Here is a 22,600-nt window from a genome sequence, read left to right as displayed (position 1 = left end):
GATATTGTAAAATCGGATTTTAATCCGATGAAAATAAAAATAAAATGGGAAATAGTAACGAAAGAAGCTCCGCAAAGTCTCCCCTTCCTTTGGAGGGGGCTGGGGGGAGGAACGAATTATATCCAATATTTTTGAAATTACACAACCTCAATGTACTTATTGTAGGCGGAGGGAATGTGGGTTTAGAAAAGTTATCGTTTATGCTGAAATCCAGTCCAAATGCAAATGTTGAGGTGGTTGCACCAAAGTTCTTGCCTGAACTGGAAGAGTTGGTTGAAAGACATCCTTCGGTGAAATTGACTAAAGCCAAGTTCAAGAAAAAAATGTTGAAGAAACGGCACATGGTTATTGCCTGTACCAGTGATTTAAAAGTAAATAAACGAGTGTTTGAATTGTCACGAAAAAGATATCTGATTTGCAATATTGCCGACACACCCCCATTATGCGATTATTATTTGGGAGGAATTGTAACCAAAGGAAATGTTAAAATAGCCATTTCAACAAACGGTAAATCACCGACAACAGCCAAAAGATTACGCGAATTTTTCGAAGAAATAATACCGGACGATATCAATAAAATGGTCGAAAACCTAAATGAATATCGCAAAACGCTGAAAGGAAATTTCGAAGAAAAAGTTCAAAAAATGAATGAAATTACCGAAGCATTGAAGAAGTGATCAGTGTTCGGATAGGGAAAAGTGAATAAAGAGCATAGAATAAAGAGAATAAATAAACAGAAATAACGAACGAAACTCTATCCAGTCTCCCCCTCCTTCGGAGGGGGCTGGGGGGAGGAAAAAATTAAACACAATGGTTAAAACAGACATATTAATTATAGGAGCCGGACCAACAGGTTTATTTGCAGTTTTTGAAGCAGGATTGTTAAAACTAAAATGTCATATTTTAGACGCGCTGCCACAAGCGGGCGGACAACTTTCAGAATTGTATCCAAAAAAACCTATTTATGATATTCCAGGATTTCCTGAAGTATTAGCGGGTGATTTAGTTGATAATTTGATGGAACAAATCAAACAGTTCGAACCAGGTTTTACGCTGGGCGAACGTGCAGAAACTATAGCAAAACAAGAAGACGGAAGTTTTATTGTAACCTCAAATAAAGGAAAGAAATTTCATGCTTCGGTTGTTGCGATTGCCGGTGGATTAGGAAGTTTTGAACCAAGAAAACCACTTATCGAAGACATTGAATTTTACGAAGATAAAGGGATAAAATATTTCATCAAAAATCCAGAGAAATTCAGAGACAAAAGAGTTGTAATTGCCGGTGGTGGAGATTCAGCTTTGGACTGGAGTATTTTCTTGTCTAATGTCGCTTCTGAGGTGACTTTGATTCACAGAAGAAATGAATTTAGAGGCGCATTAGATTCTGTAGAAAAAGTCCAAGAGTTGAAAGATTTAGGAAAAATAAGAATGATCACGCCAGCTGAAGTAATTGGTTTGAATGGTGCCGAACATTTAGAATCAATTGATATTGAGGAAAACGGAGCACACCGAAATATTCCAACAGATTATTTTATTCCACTTTTTGGATTAACTCCAAAATTAGGGCCTATCGGAGACTGGGGATTAGATATTGAAAAAAATGCAATTAAAGTAAATAATGCATTGGATTACCAAACAAATATTCCTGGAATTTTTGCCATTGGAGATGTAAATACATACCCAGGAAAATTAAAATTGATTCTTTGTGGATTCCACGAAGCGACTTTAATGTGCCAGGCAGCGTACCAAATTATTAATCCAGGTAAGAGATATGTGTTGAAATATACTACAGTTTCTGGTGTTGACGGATTTGACGGAACCCGTAAAGAGGCTCCAAAAGCAGTGGTAAAAGCCATAGTATAAAACTAATAAAAAAAATATAGCGTTAATACTTGCAATTATTAACGCTATGTCTTTACTTTGCAGTGTTCCTATATTTATTGAAAGTTATCACGAAAGGCGGAGGGAAAGACCCGATGAAACCTTAGCAACCCTTTATCTTTAAAGAAGGTGCTACATTCTACTTTATACTGAACTTTTTAAGTATTTAAGATAGATAACACAAGAATACTTCCATAGTATTTCTCAAACCTTTTCTTGACAACATATCGATATTTTTTTAGAACGAATGATTGGCGCAATTTTTGACGTCATTTATCCTGCTTTCCGTTACAATTGTTTCATTTTTTGGCAGTAAAAAGTAAAAAGATTTTCACTGTAATGGGGCTAAAGAGTAAAAATTCGTGTTTTTTTTAACCATCAAAACACAACAATAAAAAATAAAATGTCAAGTATTCAAGAAGCTATTAAAAAAAACATACTCGTACTCGATGGAGCTATGGGAACCATGTTGCAACGCTACAATTTTTCAGAAGAAGATTTTCGCGGAGAACGATTCAAAGATTTTCCACATTCTTTAAAAGGGAACAACGATTTATTGTCAATCACGCAGCCGCAAGCTATTCGGGCTGTTCACGCAGCTTATTTTGAAGCGGGAGCTGATATCGTTGAAACCAATACGTTTTCAAGTACAACCATCGGAATGGCGGATTATCATCTCGAAGATTTGGTTTACGAACTCAACTATGAATCGGCAAGAATCGCCCGTGAAGTAGCCGATGAGTTTACAGCAAAAAATCCGGATAAACCTCGTTTTGTAGCCGGTTCAATAGGACCAACAAACAGAACGGCAAGTATGTCACCAGATGTAAATGATCCGGGTTACCGAGCGGTAACTTTTGATGATTTGCGCATTGCTTACAAACAACAAGTCGAAGCCTTGATTGACGGAGGAAGTGATTTATTATTGGTGGAAACCATTTTCGATACTTTAAATGCCAAAGCGGCACTTTTCGCTATTGAAGAAGTCAAAGACGAACGCAATATCGACATTCCTATCATGGTTTCCGGAACAATTACGGATGCATCAGGAAGAACACTTTCAGGACAAACGGTGGAAGCTTTTTTAGTTTCTGTTTCGCACATTCCATTGTTGAGTGTTGGTTTCAATTGTGCTTTGGGAGCCGATTTGCTTAAACCGTATCTACAAACGTTAGCTCATAATACTTCGTTCAATGTTTCGGCACATCCTAACGCAGGATTACCAAATGCCTTTGGAGAGTACGATGAAACGCCAGAACAGATGCAAGCATTCATCAAAGAATATTTGGACGATAATTTAGTAAATATCATAGGCGGTTGTTGCGGAACAACGCCAGAACATATCAAGTTGATTGCTGATATCGCAAAGGAGTATAAACCTAGGGTATCAACAGCGACGATGTAACGTAGAGATGCGATTTATCGCGTCTAAATTATAACCAACAATTCACAAATTGAACATTTGATTTGAAAAAATTAGTGAATTAGCGGTAAAAATAAACAAAAATGGCACACGTAGAAAAGAGAAGAAACCTTGTATTATCGGGATTAGAGCCTTTAATCATTACGCCGGAAAGCGTTTTTGTGAATATTGGTGAACGAACCAATGTTACAGGTTCTAGAAAATTCCTTCGATTAATTAAGGAAGAAAAATACGAAGAAGCACTCAGTATTGCTAAAGAACAAGTTGAAGGTGGCGCGCAAATCATCGATATTAATATGGATGAAGGAATGCTAGATGGGGAATATGCTATGACAAAATTCCTGAATTTAATCGCTGCGGAACCTGATATTTCTAGAGTTCCAATCATGATTGATAGCTCGAAATGGGATATTATCGAAGCAGGTCTAAAAGTAGTACAAGGAAAGAGTGTCGTAAACTCGATTTCTTTAAAAGAAGGGGAAGAACAATTCATTCATCACGCCAAACTCATCAAGCGCTACGGAGCTGCAGCTATTATTATGGCTTTTGATGAAACTGGACAAGCTGACAATTACGAGCGTAGAGTAGAAATTTGCCAACGTTCGTATGATATTTTGGTAAATAAAGTTGGTTTTCCTCCGCAGGATATTATTTTCGATTTGAATATATTTCCAGTTGCAACAGGAATGGAAGAACACCGCTTGAACGCATTGGATTTCTTTAGAGGAACCAAATGGGTTAGAGAAAATCTGCCTCATGCACATATTAGTGGTGGAGTAAGTAATGTATCATTCTCATTTAGAGGAAATGATACGGTTCGGGAAGCGATGCACTCGGTATTTTTATATCATGCGATTCAACATGGTATGACAATGGGAATCGTGAATCCAGAGATGCTTTCTATTTACGACGAAATTCCAAAAGATCTTTTAGAATACGTTGAAGATGTTATTCTAAACCGTCGCGATGATGCAACCGAAAGACTGTTGGACTTTGCCGAAAATGTAAAAGGAGATGTAAAGAATAATGAAAAAGCGGTTCAAGAATGGCGTTCGGGAACTATTCAGGAACGATTAACGCATTCGTTAGTAAAAGGAGTCGATGAATTTATAGAAATTGATGTAGAAGAAGCCCGACAGGCAGCAATAAAACCTATCGAAGTAATCGAAATCAACTTAATGGCAGGAATGAATGTCGTAGGGGATTTATTTGGAAGTGGGAAAATGTTTTTGCCGCAAGTGGTAAAATCAGCTCGTGTAATGAAGAAAGCGGTAGCTTATTTATTGCCATTTATCGAAGCTGAAAAAGATGGTGTTTCGAGTTTTGCAGGCCGTATATTAATGGCAACTGTAAAAGGGGACGTACACGATATTGGAAAAAATATTGTTTCGGTTGTTTTGGCTTGTAATAATTACGAAATCATAGATTTAGGTGTGATGGTCGCTCCGGAGAAAATCATCGCTGCAGCCATAGAACACAACGTTGATATTATTGGATTAAGCGGATTAATAACACCGTCACTTGATGAAATGGTTTATTTGGCTAAAGAATTAGACAAAAGAAACATAAAAATTCCAGTGATGATTGGTGGAGCAACCACTTCACGAGCGCATACTGCCGTGAAAATTGCGCCACAATACAGAGAAACAGTGATTCACGTCAATGATGCTTCAAGAGCCGTAACGGTTGCTGGAAATTTATTAAACAGTGATAAAAAAATATATGCAAGTGATATTAGAGCAGAATATGATGCTTTTAGAGAGACGTTTTTGAACCGTTCGCGAGACAAAAATTTCTTGACTATTGAGCAAGCTCGTGTCAATAAACTGAAATTAGATTGGGAAAATTACAACCCAATGAAGCCTAATTTTATTGGAGTAAAAACAATAGAGGTAGATTTGGATGTTTTGGTTCCTTATATTGACTGGACACCATTTTTTAGAACATGGGAATTGTTCGGGAAATATCCGGCTATTTTAACCGATGAAGTTGTGGGAGAACAAGCGCAATCGGTTTTTAAAGATGCTCAGGAAATGTTGGAAGTCATTTTGAGAGAAAAGAAACTGACAGCCAAAGGAATCTACGGAATTTTTCCAGCAAATCAAGTGAACGATGATGATATTGAATTGCGTGATGAAAGCGGAAAAGTATTAGATAAATTCTTGACTTTACGTCAGCAATCACAAAAAACAAAAGGCGCTCCAAATATCGCTTTAGCGGACTTTATTGCTCCGAAAGACAGCGGTAAAACGGATTATATGGGAGCGTTTTGTGTAACTACCGGTTTTGGTGTTGATGAATGGGCGGCAGAATTCGAAAGAGATTTAGACGATTACAATTCGATAATGGTGAAAGCATTGGCGGATCGTTTTGCGGAAGCTTTTGCCGAATATTTGCACGAAAAAATCCGTAAAGAAATTTGGGGGTACTCGTCAGATGAAGCTTTGAGTACTGAGGCAATGATTGCCGAAGATTACAAAGGAATCCGCCCGGCACCAGGTTATCCGGCTTGTCCTGACCATTTAGAAAAACCAACGATTTGGAAATTGCTTAATGTAGCAGAAGAAATAGGAGTGACTTTGACGGAAAGCATGGCGATGTGGCCGGCTTCTTCGGTATCAGGATATTATTTTGGAAATCCGGAAAGCAAGTATTTTGGACTCGGAAAAATAAAAGAAGATCAAGTAATTGATTATGCCAAACGAAGAAATATTCCAACCGAAGTGGCGATGAAATGGTTGAATCCAAATATAGCAGACTAAAATCCCCACCCAGCCTCCCCGAAGGGGAGGAGCCGAAAAGAGTATAAAAAATATTGTTCAATTAAAATTACCCGAGTTCTCCCCTCCTTTGGAGGGGTCGGGGGAGGATCATGAAAGTAACACAACATATAGAAGACGCAAAAGGAGAAACATTATTTTCTTTTGAAATTATTCCGCCTCAAAAAGGCAAAAGCATTCAGGAATTATACGATAATATTGATCCATTGATGGAGTTTAAACCGCCATTTATAGATGTAACCACTTCTCGCGAGGAGTATATTTATATCGATAAAGGCAATGGTTTATTAGACAAAAAACTAACCAGAATGCGTCCTGGAACACTAGGGATTTGTGCTTCCATTAAGCATAAATACAATGTTGACACCGTGCCACACTTGCTTTGCGGTGGTTTTACCAAGGAAGAAACCGAGTATATGTTAGTGGATTGTCATTATTTAGGAATTGATAATGTGATGGCATTGCGTGGTGATGCGATGAAACACGAGCAGTCTTTTGTGCCGAAAGAAGGAGGGAATGATTTTGCTGTTGATTTGGTCAAACAAATTAACCAATTGAATTGCGGAAAGTACTTGCATGATGTGATGGATATTGATAACAAAGCCAATTTTTGCATTGGAGTTGCAGGTTATCCGGAAAAACATTTGGAATCTCCTTCATTAATCTCAGATTTAAAAAGACTGAAAGAAAAGGTAGATGCAGGTGCTGATTATGTAGTTACCCAAATGTTTTTTGATAATGCAAAATATTTCGAGTTTGTTGCCAAAGCCAGAGAAATGGGAATTACAGTGCCCATTATTCCGGGGATTAAACCTATTGCAGTGCAAAGGCACTTACAAGTATTACCACAAATTTTCAGAATCGATTTGCCTGAAGATTTGATTCACGCAGTTGATCAATGCAAAAACAATGCTGACATCAGACAAGTGGGAATCGAATGGGCGATTCAACAATCTTTAGAATTGAAAGCTGCCGGTGTTCCTGTGTTGCACTATTATTCTATGGGAAAATCAGAAAATATTAGGCAAATAGCGAGTAAGGTTTTCTAGGAGCTATTTCCAGCTATTCGTTACAATCTTTTCTTGTCTCAAACAACGATACAAGAAAAGGATTTTCACTGCAAACGAAGTTCACTGAACTCCAATGAAAATAAAAGTAAAGTGAAGTAATCTGGGCTAGGGATTTAGTGGTTATTACACTATTTATAGTTTAAGTTACCACTAATTTGTCAATTCCGACGAAGGAGGAATCTCAACACGATAGAGGTTTCTCCTTCGTCGTATATAAGGGCTATGTTCTAACTCAAGAATCAATAAGAAGGATAAAAATTGTTAATCGTTTTAATAACTAACCAAAATGAACCCAATCCTCCAACAAGACTTAAACGATATTGAAAAGATCCTTGAAAAAGTAAAACGACAAGGAATTGATTTTCTACATTCAATTGATACTATTCCCACTTCAACCAAAAACTCGATAACTACAGATAGAAATCTAAACGATTCCGGTTTGGGAGCATTATCTACTTTGGAAGAGTTCAATAAACGGTTAGCACCTTTAATGGTTTCGCAAGCGGGACCAAGATATTGGGGCTTTGTAACTGGTGGAGCAACTCCAGCATCGATTGTTGGGGATTGGCTGACTACCATTTACGATCCAAATGCACAAGCCACAAAAGCACAAGGTGGCGTTTCGGCTTTAATAGAAATTGAAACGATTAATCTGTTGTTGCAATTGTTAGATTTACCAAAATCATTTTTAGGAGGATTTGTGACTGGAGCTACGATGTCTAATTTTACCTGTTTGGCGGTGGCGAGACAATGGTTCGGAAATCAATTGGGAAAAGATTTTGCTAAAAATGGAATTTCAGAACCAATCCATATTCTAACCGCTACGCCACATTCATCGTCGGTAAAATGTTTGGCGATGTTAGGGATTGGAAGCCAGAATTTTATCAAGATAAAAACTAACGAAGGAAACCGTGAAGCGATAGACATTGCAGATTTAGAAAAAAATATTGAAAGCCTAAACGGAAAGCCATTCATTTTAATTTCCAGCGCAGGAACAGTCAATACTGCCGATTTTGATGATTTCAATGCAATTACCAAACTAAAAGAAAAGTATAATTTCTGGTGGCATATTGACGCTGCATTTGGTGGCTTTGCCGCTTGTTTGCCAAAATACAACCATTTAGTTGATGGTTGGAAAAACGCCGACAGCATTACTATTGATTGTCATAAATGGCTAAATGTGCCTTATGAAAGCGCTTTTTATTTGGTAAAAGAACAACATAAAAACTTGCAAATTGAAACCTTTCAAAATTCGAATGCGCCGTATTTAGGAAATCCATTGGAAAATTTTAGTTATCTCAATTTTCTACCTGAAAACTCTCGACGTTTAAAGGCTTTACCGGTTTGGTTTTCGTTATTAGCGTATGGCAAACAAGGTTTTCAGGATATTATAGAAAATAGTGTTGCGATGGCGTTGCAATTTGACGATTTCATTACTCAAAATGAAGACTTCGAATTGTTGGCTCCAACTCGTTTGAATAATGTTTGTTTTACTTTGGTGGGAGACCACAATCAGGATAAAGTAAATTTATTTTTAACGCATCTCAACGATAAAGGCAAAGTATTTATGACACCAACGGTTTACGAAAACCGAAAAGGAATTCGGGCTTCGTTTGTAAACTGGCGCACGAATGAAAATGATATTCGCATTGCAATTGAAGAAATGAAAGCGAGTGTTTTAGAGTTGGGAATTGAGTAAATTTTAAATGTCCGTGTCAATTTCCCGACCAACTTGTCATTCCGACGAAGGAGGAATCTCAGCATGTGGGATTCCTCCTTCGTCGGAATGACAAAAGAGCGTTGAAAAAGTTAAGGGTTTTGTATTTAAACGAGTTCTCTTTTTTATCTGAAAACTGCACTGAAAACTAAAAACTGAACTGAACACTGATCACTTATTTAGTAATCTCTCTAAACACAGTTTCTAAATTTTTATTCTTCTGATTGAGTTGAAGGGTTTTCAAACCGTTTGCATTCGCAAAATCAAAAACGGCTGGGCGCATGTCTTTATCGGTTGTAAAGGTTAATTCCCAAATCATGTCGTGGGTGTTTTTATAAGAAGTAAGATTTTCAATTTTGGCAATTAGTTGTTCTTCTATTTTATAGTCAAATTCCACTTCGATAACTTGTTCCTTATCTTCGGAAATTAAGTGGTCCAGTTTTTTATCGGCAACGATTTTACCATTATTGATGATGATGACGCGGTCACAAATGGCTTCAACTTCCTGCATAATGTGCGTAGAAAGGAAAACAGTTTTGTCTTTTCCTACGTTTTTAATCACATTACGAATTTCGATTAATTGATTCGGGTCTAAACCTGTTGTTGGTTCATCAAGAATCAAAACATCGGGATTATGTAACAAAGCATTAGCCAATCCTACACGTTGGCGGTATCCTTTGGATAATTGCCCTATTATTTTATGACTTTCGGTGCTTAAACCAGTCAGTTGAATTACTTCTTCGATTCGGGATTTGGCTACTTTATAGACATCTGCATTAAAAGCTAAATATTCTCTCACATACAAATCCAAATACAACGGATTGTGTTCCGGTAAATAGCCAATAGAAAGTTGCACCGCTTTTTGTTGGGTGTTTACATCGTGTCCATTTACCAGTGCTGAACCTTCATCGGCATTGATGTACGTTGTCAATATCTTCATTAAAGTCGATTTTCCGGCACCATTTGGACCTAAAAAACCAACGATTTCTCCTTTATTTACAGAAAATGAAATGTTATCCAGTGCTTTTTGGGCACCATAACTTTTGGATATATTATTTACTTCTATTGACATGGGGTTTTATTTGTTGCAAAAGTAAACAGAATAATCATTGATTTATTGTTTTTTGTAGTTCAATAGGTAAAAAGACCTTTGTCAAAGTTTTACAAAGCGGGATGATATTCTCTTTTAGATTTATATATTTACCATAAACTATATGGATATGAATTTAAAAAATACACAATCGGGCAGTTTCTTGAAAAACTACAAAAGTATTTTATTACTACTTGGCGGAATTCTGGCAGGAAGTATATTGGGTTTAGTTTTTGGAAAAGGAGTAGAAGTGATTAAACCTTTGGGCGATATATTTCTGAATTTATTGTTTACGGCAATTATTCCGTTGATATTTTTTACCATTTCATCCTCAATTGCCAGTTTAGAAAAGTCAGAGAAACTCGGAAAATTGTTTGGGATTGTTATAGGTGTATTTTTAAGTACCGTATTGATTTCGGCTATTTTGATGATTGTTGGCGTATTGTTATTTCCTATTCAGCAAGACATTATCATTTCAAAAATTCCTTTAGAATCTATTCAGGCAAGTTCAGCGGGTTCTCAAATTACACAATTGCTTACCGCTAATGATTTTTTCGAATTATTATCTCGTAAGAATATGTTGGCGCTCATCATATTCTCTTTTTTAATTGGATTTTCCAGCTTGCATTCGGGTGAAAAAGGGAAAGATTTCAGTCGATTCCTAAATTCTGGAAATGAAGTGATGAAGCAATTGCTACACATGATTATGAAAACGGCTCCAATAGGTTTGGGGGCTTATTTTGCGTATCAGGTTGGGATTTTTGGACCGCAATTATTTGGCGCTTATGCAAAACCTTTGGGACTTTATTATGCAGTTTGCGCTTTTTACTTTGTCGTATTTTTTAGTTTGTACGCTTTTATCGCTGGAGGAAGAAAAGGATTGAATGTGTTTTGGAAAAATAATATCACTCCATCATTAACCGCATTGGGAACCTGCAGCAGTATTGCGACAATTCCTGCCAATCTGGAAGGAGCGGAACACATGAATATTCCAAGTCATATCAGAAATGTAGTTATTCCATTGGGTGCGCCTTTGCATAAAGATGGTTCGAGTATGTCGTCAATTATAAAAATTGCGGTTATTTTTGCCATGTTTGGCAAAGATTTTACGGATCCTTATACACTGCTTACGGCTATTGGAATCACGGTAATTGTTTCGGTAGTTGAAGGCGGAATTCCAAATGGTGGTTATATAGGAGAAATTTTGGCGATAACCGTTTATGGATTTCCAATGGAACAGGCTTTGCCGGCGGCGATGATTGTCGGGACCCTGGTAGATCCAATGGCGACCTTATTGAATGCCAATGGTGACTTAGTTTCGGCGATGCTGGTAACCCGAATTGCGGATGGAAAAAAATGGCTTTCGGTGAAAATAGCTGCTTAAATTGTTTTTCGTACTGGAATTGATTGAAAAGGTATTTTGAAATCGGTAAAAAGCAGTCGTTTTTTTATGTATTTTGCAATATAAAGTAGTTTTAACAAAGAATTCTTTTTTTGTTATATAAAATGAAATATTTTTTTTGGTTGACTTGAAATAATTTATACATTTGCATAGAAAATATTAAAAAACAGAGCATACAATGTCTAATAATAACCGTTTTTACTTTAGCAACACTTATTATTTCTTCTTTAGGAAGTAAGGGATTGTGCTATGGTTATTTGAAAAAACAAAAACAAATAAAACTAATATACAATCCTGATGAAAATCAGGATTTTTTTTTGAGTATATGAGAACAAAAATTGCAATACAAGGTATAAAAGGCTGTTTCCATCATCAGGTAGCACAAGAATATTACTATCAGAATGTTGAGGTAGATGAGTGTTTGTCTTTTGAAGAATTGGTGGATAGTTTGCTGTCCGGAAAATCAGACCAAGCGGTTATGGCTATAGAAAATTCTATTGCGGGACCAATTATTCCGAATTACGCCTTGATTGACAAAAATAATTTGCACATCATTGGAGAACATTATTTGGATATTCACCAAAATTTAATGGCGTTGAGAGGTCAAAAAATTGAAGATATTCTAGAAGTACATTCGCATCCAATGGCATTATTGCAATGTATGGAGTTCTTGAAAAAATATCCAAACATAAAATTGGTTGAAGATAAAGACACCGCTGAAACAGCCAGAAGAATTCATCAAAATCAGTTGAAAGGAATTGCGGCGATTGCGAGCAAAACGGCTTCTGAAATGTATGATTTAGAAATTTTAGCTCCGGAAATTCAGACGATAAATAATAATATGACTCGTTTTGTGATTATTAAAAAGGAGAATTCATTTGTTGAAGAGAACGAAATAAACAGGGCTTCTATCAAATTTGAATTGGATCACAAACGCGGAAGTTTAGCAGCAGTTCTGAATGTAATGAGCGATTGTAAATTGAATTTAACCAAAATACAATCGTTGCCAAAAATAGAAACACCTTGGAAATATTCTTTTTTTGTGGATGTTACTTTCGATAAATACGAAGATTATGCCAAGGCAAAAGCATTACTGACCATTATGGCAGAATACTTTAAAGTTTTAGGCGAATATAAAAATACAAAACCGTAAGCTCCGAAAAAGGAAAAAACAAATTTCAAATTCCAAAAAAGGAAAAAATATTAAGTCCCCTAGTTCGGTATCGGCTCCCCCTCCTTCGGAGGGGGCTGGGGGGAGGAAAAACACAAAACTATGATTACTACAGCGAAACGTCTGGATATAATTGAAGAATACTATTTCTCCTCAAAATTGAGAGAAGTAAGACAACTGGCTTCTGAAGGGAAACCAATTATCAATATGGGAATTGGAAGTCCGGATTTGCAGCCTTCACAAGCGGTGATTGATGCAGTAGTTCTAGCAATGCAAGAAGAAAATGCACACCAGTATCAAAGTTACCAAGGGTTGCCGGAATTAAGAAAAGGCATGGCCGATTTTTATCAAAACAACTTCAATGTTGAGTTGAATCCAAATACTGAGATTTTGCCTTTGATGGGTTCGAAAGAAGGGATTATGCATATTTCGCTGGCTTTCTTGAATGAAGGTGATCACGTTTTGATTCCAAATCCAGGATATCCAACGTATACTTCGGTGACGAATTTAGTAGGGGCTGTACCCGTTTATTATGACTTAAAAGAAGCGAATAATTGGGAGCCGGATTTTGAAGCTTTGGAAAAATTAGATTTAGCGAAAGTAAAAATCATGTGGATCGGTTATCCGCACATGCCAACAGGAGCGAGAGGAAGTTTGCAGTTATTTGAAAAATTGGTGGCTTTCGCCAAAAAACATCAGATATTATTAGTCAATGACAATCCGTATAGTTTTGTTTTGAATGACAATCCGATGAGTTTGTTGCAAGTAGAAGGCGCAAAAGACGTGGCTTTAGAATTGAATTCTTTGAGCAAGACTTTTAACATGGCGGGCTGGAGAGTTGGAATGGTTTTAGGAAATGCAGCTTGTATTGATGCAGTACTAAAAGTAAAAAGCAACATGGACAGCGGTATGTTTTACGGGATTCAAAAAGGAGCAATTGAAGCTTTGAAAAGTGACAAGACTTGGTTTGAATCGATGAATGCGATTTATAGAAAACGCAGAATTCTTACTGAACAACTGGCTGAGAAATTAGGATGTAAAGTATATAAGGAAGGTGTTGGATTATTTGTTTGGGCAAAATTGCCTGATGGAATTATATCGGCGGAGAAATTTATTGATGAAATTTTATATGATAAATCTATTTTCATTACGCCGGGAACAATTTTTGGTAGTAATGGTGAAGGTTACATACGGTTTGCACTTTGTGTAAAAGAAGAAAAAGTACAAGAGGCTATAGAAAGATTCCTCCCCAACCCCTCCGAAGGAGGGGCTTTGAGCAACTAACAGAATAACTATGACGAAAAGTAATATAGATACATTTCAAGCTTCGGCTCCCTCTCCTTTGGAGAGGGCTGGGGAGAGGATTTACGTAATAGGAATAGGATTGATAGGCGGTTCGATGGTATTGGACATTAAATCACTGCATCCGGAAGCCAAAATTTATGGAATTGACACTAACGAAAGTCATTTGCAGGAAGCAATTGCTTTAGGAGTTGTTGATGCGGGCGCTACTTTTGAAGATTTAATACATGCCGATTTTGTAATCGTTTCTGTTCCTGTTGATGTAGCGCTGACTGTATTGCCAAAAGTATTGGATGTTATTGGTGACAATACGATTGTTTTTGAAGTGGGTTCTACCAAAACACCTATTTGCGAAGCGGTTGCCAATCATCCTAAAAGAAGGAATTTTATAGCAACGCATCCTATTGCAGGAACGGAGTTTTCAGGACCTTCGGCAGCGATAAAAGGACTGTTTCAAGGAAAGACGAATATTATTTGTGAGGTGGAAAAAACGACTTTCAAATTACAGGAAAAAGCATTGCAACTTTTTACCGACATGGGAATGAGAATTCGTTATATGGATCCGAAATCGCATGACAAGCACATTGCTTATGTATCGCATTTGTCCCATATAAGTGCATTCATGTTGGGAAAAACGGTAATCAATAAAGAGAAAGACGAACAGGATATTTTTGATATGGCTGGTTCTGGTTTTGAAAGTACGGTTCGATTGGCCAAAAGTTCTCCGGCAATGTGGACGCCTATTTTTAAACAAAATAGAAAACAGGTAGTAAAAACATTGGATGAATACATTTCTAATTTATCAAAATTTAAGGAATTATTGGAAAATGAAGATTACGAGGCGATTTACAATGAAATGCAAAGTGTGAATAAAATAAAAGAAATATTAAACGGAATGAAAAAGTAAGCAGTGGTCAGTATTTAGTGTTCAGTCGCAGTTTGCAGTTAAAAATAATAATAAGAAAAAATAAATAAATAATTAACAACAATCATCCATTTACGGCTCCCTCCCCTTCGGGGAGGGCTGGGGTGGGGAAAAAATTAGAAAAAATGGAAAACAAGAAAGAAATGAGAAATTGGTTGAATGAATTCAATTTGACTCATCCATTTGTGATCGCAGGGCCTTGTAGTGCTGAAACAGAAGAACAAGTATTGAAAATTGCACATGAATTGAAAGATTCAGATGTGAGTGTTTTTAGAGCAGGAATCTGGAAACCAAGAACGCGTCCAGGAGGATTTGAAGGAGTAGGAGAAATAGGTTTGAAATGGTTGAAAAAAGCCAAAGAAGAAACTGGATTGCTAATGGGAACGGAAGTGGCCAATGCTGCTCACGTAAAATTGGCTTTGGAATATGATATCGATGTATTGTGGATTGGTGCGAGAACTACCGTAAACCCATTTGCAATGCAAGAAATTGCAGATGCTTTAGCAGGAACTAAAAAAATCGTATTGGTAAAAAATCCGGTAAACCCAGATTTGTCTTTATGGTTAGGTGGTGTTGAGCGTTTGTACATGGCTGGTATCGAAAAATTAGGTGTGATTCACAGAGGTTTTTCTACTTACGAAAAAACAAAATACAGAAACATTCCAGAATGGCAAATTGCGATCGATTTGCAAAATAAATTCCCTGATTTACCTTTAATCATCGATCCATCCCATATTACAGGAGATCGTAACATGATTCTTGAAGTGACTCAAGAAGCTTTGGACTTGAATTATGATGGTATGATCATCGAAACGCATTTTGATCCAGATAATGCATGGAGTGATGCTGCACAACAAGTTACTCCAGATGCTTTGAAGCAAATCTTTATTGATTTGAAAGTAAGAAAACAAAACGATGTTTCTGATGAGTTTACTCAAAAAATGTCTAAATTAAGAGCGAATATCGATATTCTAGATGCTAGTTTGTTGGATTTATTAGGGAAACGTATGAAAGTAGCTGACGAAATTGGTCAAGTGAAAAAAGACGCTAACGTTGCTGTATTGCAAAACAATCGTTGGAACGAAATTCTAGGGAAAATGATTTTAGAAGGGGAGAAAAAAGGATTGACTGAAGAGTTTGTTCTTAAAATGTTCAAAGCAATTCACCAAGAAAGTATTGGTCACCAAGAAAAAGTATTAAACGCATAATTAGTATTTTTTTTCAAAAATAAATCTCCACGGCTTTTGTCAAAAAGTTGTGGGGATTTTCTATTTGTAATTAGGAGCAATGCTATTCAAAGTGAAAAACTTTAAACTTTATCCCGAAGCTTCGGGATAAACGGGAAACAAAGAATTACCTTTGCAAAGTCTAAGGTTTTAAATCAAAAAGCCGAATTCGTAAATTGTAAATTAAAAAATGACAGGACTAGTATACAAATCTACAGGAAGTTGGTACACTGTAAAATCCGAACAAGGGGATTTTATCGAATGCCGTATGAAAGGTAAATTCCGAATTAAAGGAATCAAAAGTACCAATCCTATTGCTGTAGGCGATGTTGTGGATTATGAACTCGAAGAAACATCGGACACCGTTACGGGAACCATTCATAAAATTCACGACAGGAAGAATTATATCGTTCGAAAATCAGTGAACTTATCGCACCAGATGCATATTATTGCTTCAAATATCGATAGAGTTTTCTTGTTAGTTACCATAAATAATCCGCCAACTACCTTTAATTTCATTGACCGTTTTCTGGTTACTGCCGAAGCCTACGGAATTGAAACGATATTGGTTTTTAATAAAATTGATACTTTTGACGAAGCTACGCTTGACGAACAATTGTACATGCAGCATGTGTACCAGGAAATTGGATACAAATGTTTGCGCGTTTCTTCTACCGAAATGAAAGGAGTCGAGGAGTTGAAAGAAATGATGATTGGTAAAGTAAGTATGTTTTCAGGTCATTCAGGTGTGGGAAAATCAACCTTGGTGAATGCTATGGAACCTTCTTTACATTTAAAAACAAAGACGATTTCTGAAGCAAGTAAGCAAGGACAACATACGACGACTTTTGCTGAAATGTATGATTTGTCTTTTGATGCCAGAATTATTGATACACCCGGTATCAAAGGTTTTGGAATCGTGGATATGGAAAAAGAAGAAGTGAGCGGTTATTTTCCTGAGTTTTTTAAATTAAAAGACCAGTGTAAATTCAATAATTGTTTGCACAAAGAGGAACCGCATTGCGCCATTAAAGCAGCTTTAGAAAGAGATGAAATTGCGTGGTCCCGTTATAGAAGTTATCTCAAAATTCTCGAAGGTGACGATGAACATTATCGTACTGATATTCATAATGAAGACAGAATAATTAGTGATAAAACGAGGGAGTAGTCAAATGTCTAAAGTCATAAAGTCAAATGAGAAAAGGCTTTTGATTTTCGACTTTCAAACGTTAAGACTTAAATAATGAAAGTTGTTATTCAAAGAGTTTCCTCCGCCTCCGTAACCATTGATGAAAAAATTGTAGCCGATATTCAAAAAGGATTATTGGCTTTAGTTGGTGTTGAAGACGCCGATACACAGGAAGACAGTAGTTGGCTGGTTGGTAAAATTGCTAATCTCCGTATTTTTGATGATGAAAATGAGGTGATGAATTTATCCGTTAAAGATATTCAGGGCGATATTATTGTTGTGAGCCAATTTACACTTCATGCTTCAACCAAAAAAGGGAATCGTCCTTCCTATATCAAAGCCTCAAAACCAGAAGTTGCCATTCCTTTATATGCAAATTTTGTAAAACGTCTAGAATTAGAGTTGGGCAAGAAAGTTCAGACAGGAATTTTTGGTGCGGATATGAAGGTACTTTTGTTAAATGATGGTCCTGTAACGATAATTATTGATAGTAAAAACAGAGAATAATTGTTTTAGTTTAATACGACTATTTCTGAGGGAATTTTCTATTTAAAAGTATTGTCGATTCACCTTTCACTCAACTTTATTTGTTTTTAAAAAGAATGCCAACTTTTTAAATTGTGATTTATTGTTTACTTTTGGAGTAATTGAAGTAAGATTCCCCCAATCTATTAATTTAATAACCTCAAATTTTGGCAAAGATAAAACACACTAGTGCTTATGATGTAGTTGATCATGTAGTAACGACAGCGAAAAAAAAGAAAATAATGCATCTCTCTTCTCAGGAAGAAGAATTTAATGGAGAATTTTTAAAAATAAATAATGAAGAATTAATCAACTTTGGTACTTGTGGCTATTTGGGATTAGAAAAGCATCCGGATATTTTAGCCAAAAGCCATGAGTTATTAGATAGATATGGTTCTCATTTCTCCATTTCAAGAGCTTTTGTTAAAGCGCCTTATCTAGAAGAGTTAGAAAATCTAATAAGTAAAATATTCGATAATCATCCCGTAGTAGTATATACTTCAACATCGGTTGCCCATCAATCGGTGATAGGGACTATTATAGAACCTAATGATTTAATTATTCTGGACCAACAAGTACATTATAGCGTACAATATCCTTGTCAATTTACAAAATTGCAAGGTACTATGGTGAAAATGATACGTCATAATAGTATGGAAATGTTGGAAGATTTTATTAAAAGAGGCTATAATCAATATGATAAGATTTGGTATATGGCTGACGGAGTTTATTCTATGTATGGTGATTTGCCTCATAAAAAAGAGCTCCTTTATTTATTAGAAAAATATCCGAAATTTCATTTGTATTTTGATGATGCTCATGGTGTGGGATGGACCGGTATAAATGGATGTGGTAGTGTGTTTGAATATTTTAAGCATAGTGAAAAGGTAGTTTTAATCAGTACTTTGGCTAAAGGTTTTGGAAGTATTGGAGGAATTGCCATCTTTAATGACTTAGAAATGCATCGAAAAATTGATATTTATGGAGGGATTCTCTCTTATACCCATCCTTTATCTCCGTCAAATGTTGGAGCAGCAATAGGATCTGCAGAGATTTTGCTTTCAGATACCATTCATGCGTATCAAAATGAGTTAAAAGAGTTGATGGAGTATTTGAATACGAAATTAGATGAACTTAATTTGACCAACACTTCTTCAAATGAAACTCCAATTTATTTTATAGGTGCGGGATCTGTCAAGGTAACGCATAATTTAATTCAGCGTGTTTTGGCTGATGGTCTATATGTCAATACCGCAACGTATCCAGTTGTTCCAAATGATAAAACAGGATTGCGATTCACGCTCACGAGGCATAATACAAAAGCGCATATTGATCAATTAGTAAATTCAATAGGTAAAAATTTTCATTTAGCAGTAGATGAAGAAAATGAAGATTTAGAGAAAATCTATAAGACATTTAATATTCCTTTTAAAGGGAAAAACACTATAAAACCAGTTGATTCAGGAAATGTTTTTGTAGAAACCTATAACAGTATCAATGAAATAGATTCCCAATTATGGGATGGTCTTTTTAAGGATAATGGGAACTATTCGCATAACGGTTTGCGATGTATTGAAGAAATTTTTTCAAATAATGAAAGAGTAGAAGAAAATTGGGGATTTCATTATTTAATCATTAAAGATGAAAATAATGAAATAATATTAGCTACATTTTTTACGAGTGCGCTTTATAAAGATGATATGTTAGCCTTAGAAAATATTTCTCGAAAAATTGAAAAGCAAAGGGAAGAAGAACCCTATTATTTATGTTCAAAAACTTTGGCAATGGGTTCATTGTTCACAGAAGGCGAACATTTGTATGTTAAAGGAAACCATTCCTTAGTGAATCAAGCCTTTAATCAGTTTTTTATTGAGGTAGAAAAATTTAAAAAAGTCACTGATTCAACAGTCGTTATTCTGAGAGATTTTCAATCAGATTTTCAATATCATGAATGTTTTGAGGAAGAAGGCTATGTAAAAGTGAGTATGCCTAATTCTTTACAATTGAAAAATGTGACTTGGAAAACTCAGGAAGAAATGTTGGCTTCGATTCCATCAAGTAAAAAAAGAGAAGGAATTAGATACTATGCCTTACGAAATGAGTCGTTATTTGATATTACTATTAAATCAACATTGACGGATGATGAATCTAAAAGATGCTATGAGTTGTTTTCAAATGTGAAATCTAGAAATTTTGGACTTAACTTTTTTAATTATCCTTCAAAAATTACTACCGTTTTATCTCGATTCGAAGGGTATGAATTTATACTTATTCGGTTAAAAAACCACGAGAAAATAATTGCTTCGGCATGGATTTATAATGGTTCTTCACATTCCTCGCCTATGATTGTAGGACTAGATGATAATTACATAAAAACACATAGAATTTACCAGCAAATTGTATATCAAATTAATAAAAGGGCAAGGCAATTAGATAAAGAAACTATTTTCTGCGGCTTTTCTGCTGATTTTGAGAAACAAAAATATGGAGCGGTTGCCATTCCTACATTTTCGTATTTAAAAATTCAAGATACATTTAATTCTGAGATAATTAATGCTTATTCAAACATGTAAAAAAATGGAAGAGATTGAAAATGAATATGTAAAATATTGGTTTGAAAATGGAGTGTTAATAAATGAACTTAAAAAACCTGTTCATATTACCTTGGAAGTTATGGTTGAGTTAATTGAATTAAGACATCAAATTTCAAATAATAAACATCAATATTGGTGTATGGATGGTACAAAAGTTTTGTCTGTCAATAAAGAAGCTAGAGATTATGCGGCTAAATATGGCCAAGATTTTATTTACGCTAATGCGGCCATAATCAATTCTCATCTTACCAAGGCTATTTTTAATGCGTTTATGATATTAAAAAAACCAGAAATTCCTTTTTTGTTTTTTACAAAAAAAGAAAAAGCTATTGAATGGCTACTGGAAATAAAAGCAAAAAAAGAGGCAAGATTAATCGTTTTAAAAAATGTTTCTTTTTGAAAATTTTTTCCTAAAAAAAGCTGTAAATTAGTTAGATTAGATGAAACATAAATGAGAAGAAATTAAATGACTAAACTAGAAGAAATATTAGCTTTGGTTCGTTCAATCAATGCAGATGAGTTTCAAGAACAACTTACAAATGGAGATAGTTTAGATGATGTTCATAAAGAATTGCTTTTTTTGGCTGAAAAAATTGAATCTAAAAAGAAAAGGACTGATGTTATCATTGAACATATTTCAAATTGTTATGCTGGAGATTTTTTTAATTATTTGCCCATTTCAGATGCTCAGGATGAATTAGATGTTTTCTGTATGGGATTTAATACCTATATTGAAGAATTAAAAGCAGTTATGGTTTCTGAAAATTTATTAGAAACTAGCAATAAAAAATTAGTCGAGGAAAAGGAACGTTCTGAACAATTAGCCATGGCAAGAGATGAATTCTTGTCCAGTATGAGTCATGAAATTCGTACACCACTTAATGGTATTTTGGGATTTACGGATTTATTGTTAAAAAATCCTTCTTTAGACGCTGATAGTAAAAAGCAATTGGATTATATAAAGATGTCAGGAGATATTCTTCTCGTGATTATTAATGATATTTTGGATTTAGCAAAAATTGAATCGGGACAAATTGCACTTTATGAAAAACCCTTCGATTTACCAAAACTTACCCAGCTGATTTACGATACCTTTTCTACTAAGGTACAGGAAAAAGCGATAGATTTTAAAATCGCAATCGATAAAAAAGTTCCTGTAATACTTAATGGCGATTCTATTCGAGTTTCCCAGATATTATTTAATTTGATTAGTAATGCCGTAAAATTCACTCCAGTAAAAGGGAAAATCAGATTGAAAATTAAGTTTGATAAAGAAGAAGCAGGTTTTCATTATATAAAAGTGACAGTAAAAGATTCAGGAATTGGAATTCCTTCAGATAGTATAGACACTATTTTTGATCCATTTATTCAGGTAAGCAATGATACGGCTAGGAAATACGGAGGTACAGGATTAGGATTGACTATCATCAAGAAGATTATCACTATTATGAAAGGCGATATTCAGGTGGAAAGTAAACTTGGTGTTGGTACAAAATTTATAGTAAACTTGCCTTTTGCTAAAGGGAATACTAATTTAGGAGCTTCAAAATCAATTGCAAAAAAAGACAAATTAGTCATTCCTATTAAAAGAGATGAAAGAATAAAAGTTCTTTTAGCGGAAGATAATCGGATCAATCAAATTTTGGTGCAAAAAGTGCTTTCAAAATTTAATTTCGATTGTGTTACTGTAGATAATGGGGTCTTAGCAGTTGAGGCAGTTATTAATGAAAATTTTGATATTATTTTGATGGATATTATGATGCCAATAATGAATGGATATGAAGCTACTTCGATTATTCGTAACTTGGAAGATAAGACTAAGAAAAACATTCCAATTGTAGCATTAACCGCAGTTGTGACAGGTTCTGTTATCGAAGCTTGTTCTTCTGTAGGAATAGATAGGCATTTATCCAAACCTTTCGAGTCAGAAGAGTTGTATAATGTTATAATTGAATTAGTTAGTAAATAAGGCGCTATTTAGCGGCTGTTATTTGAGTTTGAAAAAAATCATAATGCATAATTTTTTCAATTTGGATTAATATAGATTTTAACTTTTATATCTAAATTTTTAAGATACATCTAAGTTGTTTTATGTAAGCGGTTTTGATGTTTAACTCGAAGACACTTGTTTGCGATTTATTTTGTTTCAAAAATTTTACGGATCCAGAAATTAGCATTTACAGTAGAATAATTGTCCCAAAAGTAGAAGATGGATTCGTTAAAAGATATAAACTGGTATCTTTGATGCTGGTATGAAAGTTAGCTTATTATAAGTGATGGTTAGTTACCATAATGATAGAAGTAA

17 protein-coding genes and 1 riboswitch are annotated in these 22,600 nt (G+C 35.2%); of the genes, 16 read left to right on the top strand and 1 reads right to left on the bottom strand.

Annotation, left to right across the window (positions count from 1 at the left end; translation table 11 throughout):
• The first annotated feature begins 44 nt into the window (after nt 1-44).
• From FNW38_RS01875 to FNW38_RS01850, 6 genes are all read left to right on the top strand, one after another.
• The gene (locus tag FNW38_RS01875; RefSeq protein WP_143386822.1) at nt 45-677 is read left to right on the top strand and encodes a precorrin-2 dehydrogenase/sirohydrochlorin ferrochelatase family protein; all 633 of its coding nucleotides are present in this window, start codon (nt 45-47) and stop codon (nt 675-677) included.
• A 133-nt stretch (nt 678-810) separates the two neighbouring features.
• Nucleotides 811-1,863, top strand: a complete 1,053-nt coding sequence (locus FNW38_RS01870) for an NAD(P)/FAD-dependent oxidoreductase (RefSeq protein ID WP_143386821.1) — start codon at nt 811-813, stop codon at nt 1,861-1,863.
• Nucleotides 1,864-1,944: 81 nt separating this feature from the next.
• Nucleotides 1,945-2,063: riboswitch (SAM riboswitch) on the top strand.
• Between the two features lie 221 nt (nt 2,064-2,284).
• Nucleotides 2,285-3,286, top strand: a complete 1,002-nt coding sequence (locus tag FNW38_RS01865) for a homocysteine S-methyltransferase family protein (protein WP_143386820.1) — start codon at nt 2,285-2,287, stop codon at nt 3,284-3,286.
• A 101-nt stretch (nt 3,287-3,387) separates the two neighbouring features.
• Nucleotides 3,388-6,066: a methionine synthase gene (metH, locus tag FNW38_RS01860; protein WP_143386819.1), complete on the top strand. Its 2,679-nt coding sequence runs from the start codon at nt 3,388-3,390 to the stop codon at nt 6,064-6,066.
• Nucleotides 6,067-6,176: 110 nt separating this feature from the next.
• Nucleotides 6,177-7,133 (top strand): methylenetetrahydrofolate reductase [NAD(P)H], encoded by a 957-nt coding sequence (gene metF, locus FNW38_RS01855; protein ID WP_143386818.1) that lies wholly within the window; start codon nt 6,177-6,179, stop codon nt 7,131-7,133.
• A gap of 307 nt (nt 7,134-7,440) precedes the next feature.
• Nucleotides 7,441-8,853 carry a pyridoxal phosphate-dependent decarboxylase family protein gene (locus FNW38_RS01850; RefSeq protein ID WP_144064579.1) on the top strand — a complete coding sequence of 471 codons (1,413 nt, stop codon included), beginning with the start codon at nt 7,441-7,443 and terminating at the stop codon, nt 8,851-8,853.
• A 193-nt stretch (nt 8,854-9,046) separates the two neighbouring features.
• Here the strand turns inward: FNW38_RS01850 and gldA are convergent, their stop codons facing one another.
• Nucleotides 9,047-9,943, bottom strand: a complete 897-nt coding sequence (gldA, locus tag FNW38_RS01845) for a gliding motility-associated ABC transporter ATP-binding subunit GldA (RefSeq protein WP_144064580.1) — start codon at nt 9,941-9,943, stop codon at nt 9,047-9,049.
• A 148-nt stretch (nt 9,944-10,091) separates the two neighbouring features.
• On the opposite strand from gldA, the gene FNW38_RS01840 reads away from it, so the two are divergent.
• From FNW38_RS01840 to FNW38_RS01795, 10 genes are all read left to right on the top strand, one after another.
• On the top strand, nt 10,092-11,345 hold the full coding sequence (locus FNW38_RS01840; protein ID WP_144064581.1) for a dicarboxylate/amino acid:cation symporter: 1,254 nt from the start codon (nt 10,092-10,094) through the stop codon (nt 11,343-11,345).
• Between the two features lie 343 nt (nt 11,346-11,688).
• Nucleotides 11,689-12,516: a prephenate dehydratase gene (locus FNW38_RS01835; RefSeq protein WP_144064582.1), complete on the top strand. Its 828-nt coding sequence runs from the start codon at nt 11,689-11,691 to the stop codon at nt 12,514-12,516.
• 120 nt (nt 12,517-12,636) lie between these two features.
• On the top strand, nt 12,637-13,818 hold the full coding sequence (locus tag FNW38_RS01830; RefSeq protein WP_143386813.1) for an aminotransferase class I/II-fold pyridoxal phosphate-dependent enzyme: 1,182 nt from the start codon (nt 12,637-12,639) through the stop codon (nt 13,816-13,818).
• 10 nt (nt 13,819-13,828) lie between these two features.
• Nucleotides 13,829-14,743, top strand: a complete 915-nt coding sequence (locus FNW38_RS01825; protein WP_144064583.1) for a prephenate dehydrogenase — start codon at nt 13,829-13,831, stop codon at nt 14,741-14,743.
• Between the two features lie 143 nt (nt 14,744-14,886).
• Nucleotides 14,887-15,969: a bifunctional 3-deoxy-7-phosphoheptulonate synthase/chorismate mutase type II gene (locus tag FNW38_RS01820; RefSeq protein ID WP_144064584.1), complete on the top strand. Its 1,083-nt coding sequence runs from the start codon at nt 14,887-14,889 to the stop codon at nt 15,967-15,969.
• Between the two features lie 208 nt (nt 15,970-16,177).
• Entirely contained in the window at nt 16,178-17,155 is a 978-nt protein-coding gene (rsgA, locus tag FNW38_RS01815) for a ribosome small subunit-dependent GTPase A (RefSeq protein ID WP_144064585.1), read from the top strand.
• Nucleotides 17,156-17,230: 75 nt separating this feature from the next.
• On the top strand, nt 17,231-17,683 hold the full coding sequence (dtd, locus tag FNW38_RS01810; RefSeq protein WP_144064586.1) for a D-aminoacyl-tRNA deacylase: 453 nt from the start codon (nt 17,231-17,233) through the stop codon (nt 17,681-17,683).
• 185 nt (nt 17,684-17,868) lie between these two features.
• Nucleotides 17,869-20,274 (top strand): aminotransferase class I/II-fold pyridoxal phosphate-dependent enzyme, encoded by a 2,406-nt coding sequence (locus FNW38_RS01805; protein WP_144064587.1) that lies wholly within the window; start codon nt 17,869-17,871, stop codon nt 20,272-20,274.
• 4 nt (nt 20,275-20,278) lie between these two features.
• On the top strand, nt 20,279-20,695 hold the full coding sequence (locus FNW38_RS01800; RefSeq protein WP_144064588.1) for a DUF7793 family protein: 417 nt from the start codon (nt 20,279-20,281) through the stop codon (nt 20,693-20,695).
• A 66-nt stretch (nt 20,696-20,761) separates the two neighbouring features.
• Nucleotides 20,762-22,264: an ATP-binding protein gene (locus FNW38_RS01795; protein ID WP_144064589.1), complete on the top strand. Its 1,503-nt coding sequence runs from the start codon at nt 20,762-20,764 to the stop codon at nt 22,262-22,264.
• Nucleotides 22,265-22,600 lie beyond the last annotated feature (336 nt).

The organism is Flavobacterium gawalongense (assembly GCF_007097265.1).
GTDB classification, from domain to species: Bacteria; Bacteroidota; Bacteroidia; order Flavobacteriales; family Flavobacteriaceae; genus Flavobacterium; species Flavobacterium gawalongense.
This window is presented reverse-complemented; position numbering and strand designations above follow the sequence as displayed.

Coding starts and splice junctions, on each gene's coding strand:
- FNW38_RS01795 (WP_144064589.1), top strand. CDS start 20,762: ATGACTAAACTAGAAGAAATATTAGCTTTGGTTCGTTCAATCAATGCA.
- FNW38_RS01870 (WP_143386821.1), top strand. CDS start 811: ATGGTTAAAACAGACATATTAATTATAGGAGCCGGACCAACAGGTTTA.
- FNW38_RS01820 (WP_144064584.1), top strand. CDS start 14,887: ATGGAAAACAAGAAAGAAATGAGAAATTGGTTGAATGAATTCAATTTG.
- FNW38_RS01865 (WP_143386820.1), top strand. CDS start 2,285: ATGTCAAGTATTCAAGAAGCTATTAAAAAAAACATACTCGTACTCGAT.
- metH (WP_143386819.1), top strand. CDS start 3,388: ATGGCACACGTAGAAAAGAGAAGAAACCTTGTATTATCGGGATTAGAG.
- FNW38_RS01835 (WP_144064582.1), top strand. CDS start 11,689: ATGAGAACAAAAATTGCAATACAAGGTATAAAAGGCTGTTTCCATCAT.
- dtd (WP_144064586.1), top strand. CDS start 17,231: ATGAAAGTTGTTATTCAAAGAGTTTCCTCCGCCTCCGTAACCATTGAT.
- FNW38_RS01850 (WP_144064579.1), top strand. CDS start 7,441: ATGAACCCAATCCTCCAACAAGACTTAAACGATATTGAAAAGATCCTT.
- gldA (WP_144064580.1), bottom strand. CDS start 9,943: ATGTCAATAGAAGTAAATAATATATCCAAAAGTTATGGTGCCCAAAAA.
- metF (WP_143386818.1), top strand. CDS start 6,177: ATGAAAGTAACACAACATATAGAAGACGCAAAAGGAGAAACATTATTT.
- FNW38_RS01825 (WP_144064583.1), top strand. CDS start 13,829: ATGACGAAAAGTAATATAGATACATTTCAAGCTTCGGCTCCCTCTCCT.
- FNW38_RS01830 (WP_143386813.1), top strand. CDS start 12,637: ATGATTACTACAGCGAAACGTCTGGATATAATTGAAGAATACTATTTC.
- FNW38_RS01840 (WP_144064581.1), top strand. CDS start 10,092: ATGAATTTAAAAAATACACAATCGGGCAGTTTCTTGAAAAACTACAAA.
- rsgA (WP_144064585.1), top strand. CDS start 16,178: ATGACAGGACTAGTATACAAATCTACAGGAAGTTGGTACACTGTAAAA.
- FNW38_RS01875 (WP_143386822.1), top strand. CDS start 45: ATGGGAAATAGTAACGAAAGAAGCTCCGCAAAGTCTCCCCTTCCTTTG.
- FNW38_RS01800 (WP_144064588.1), top strand. CDS start 20,279: ATGGAAGAGATTGAAAATGAATATGTAAAATATTGGTTTGAAAATGGA.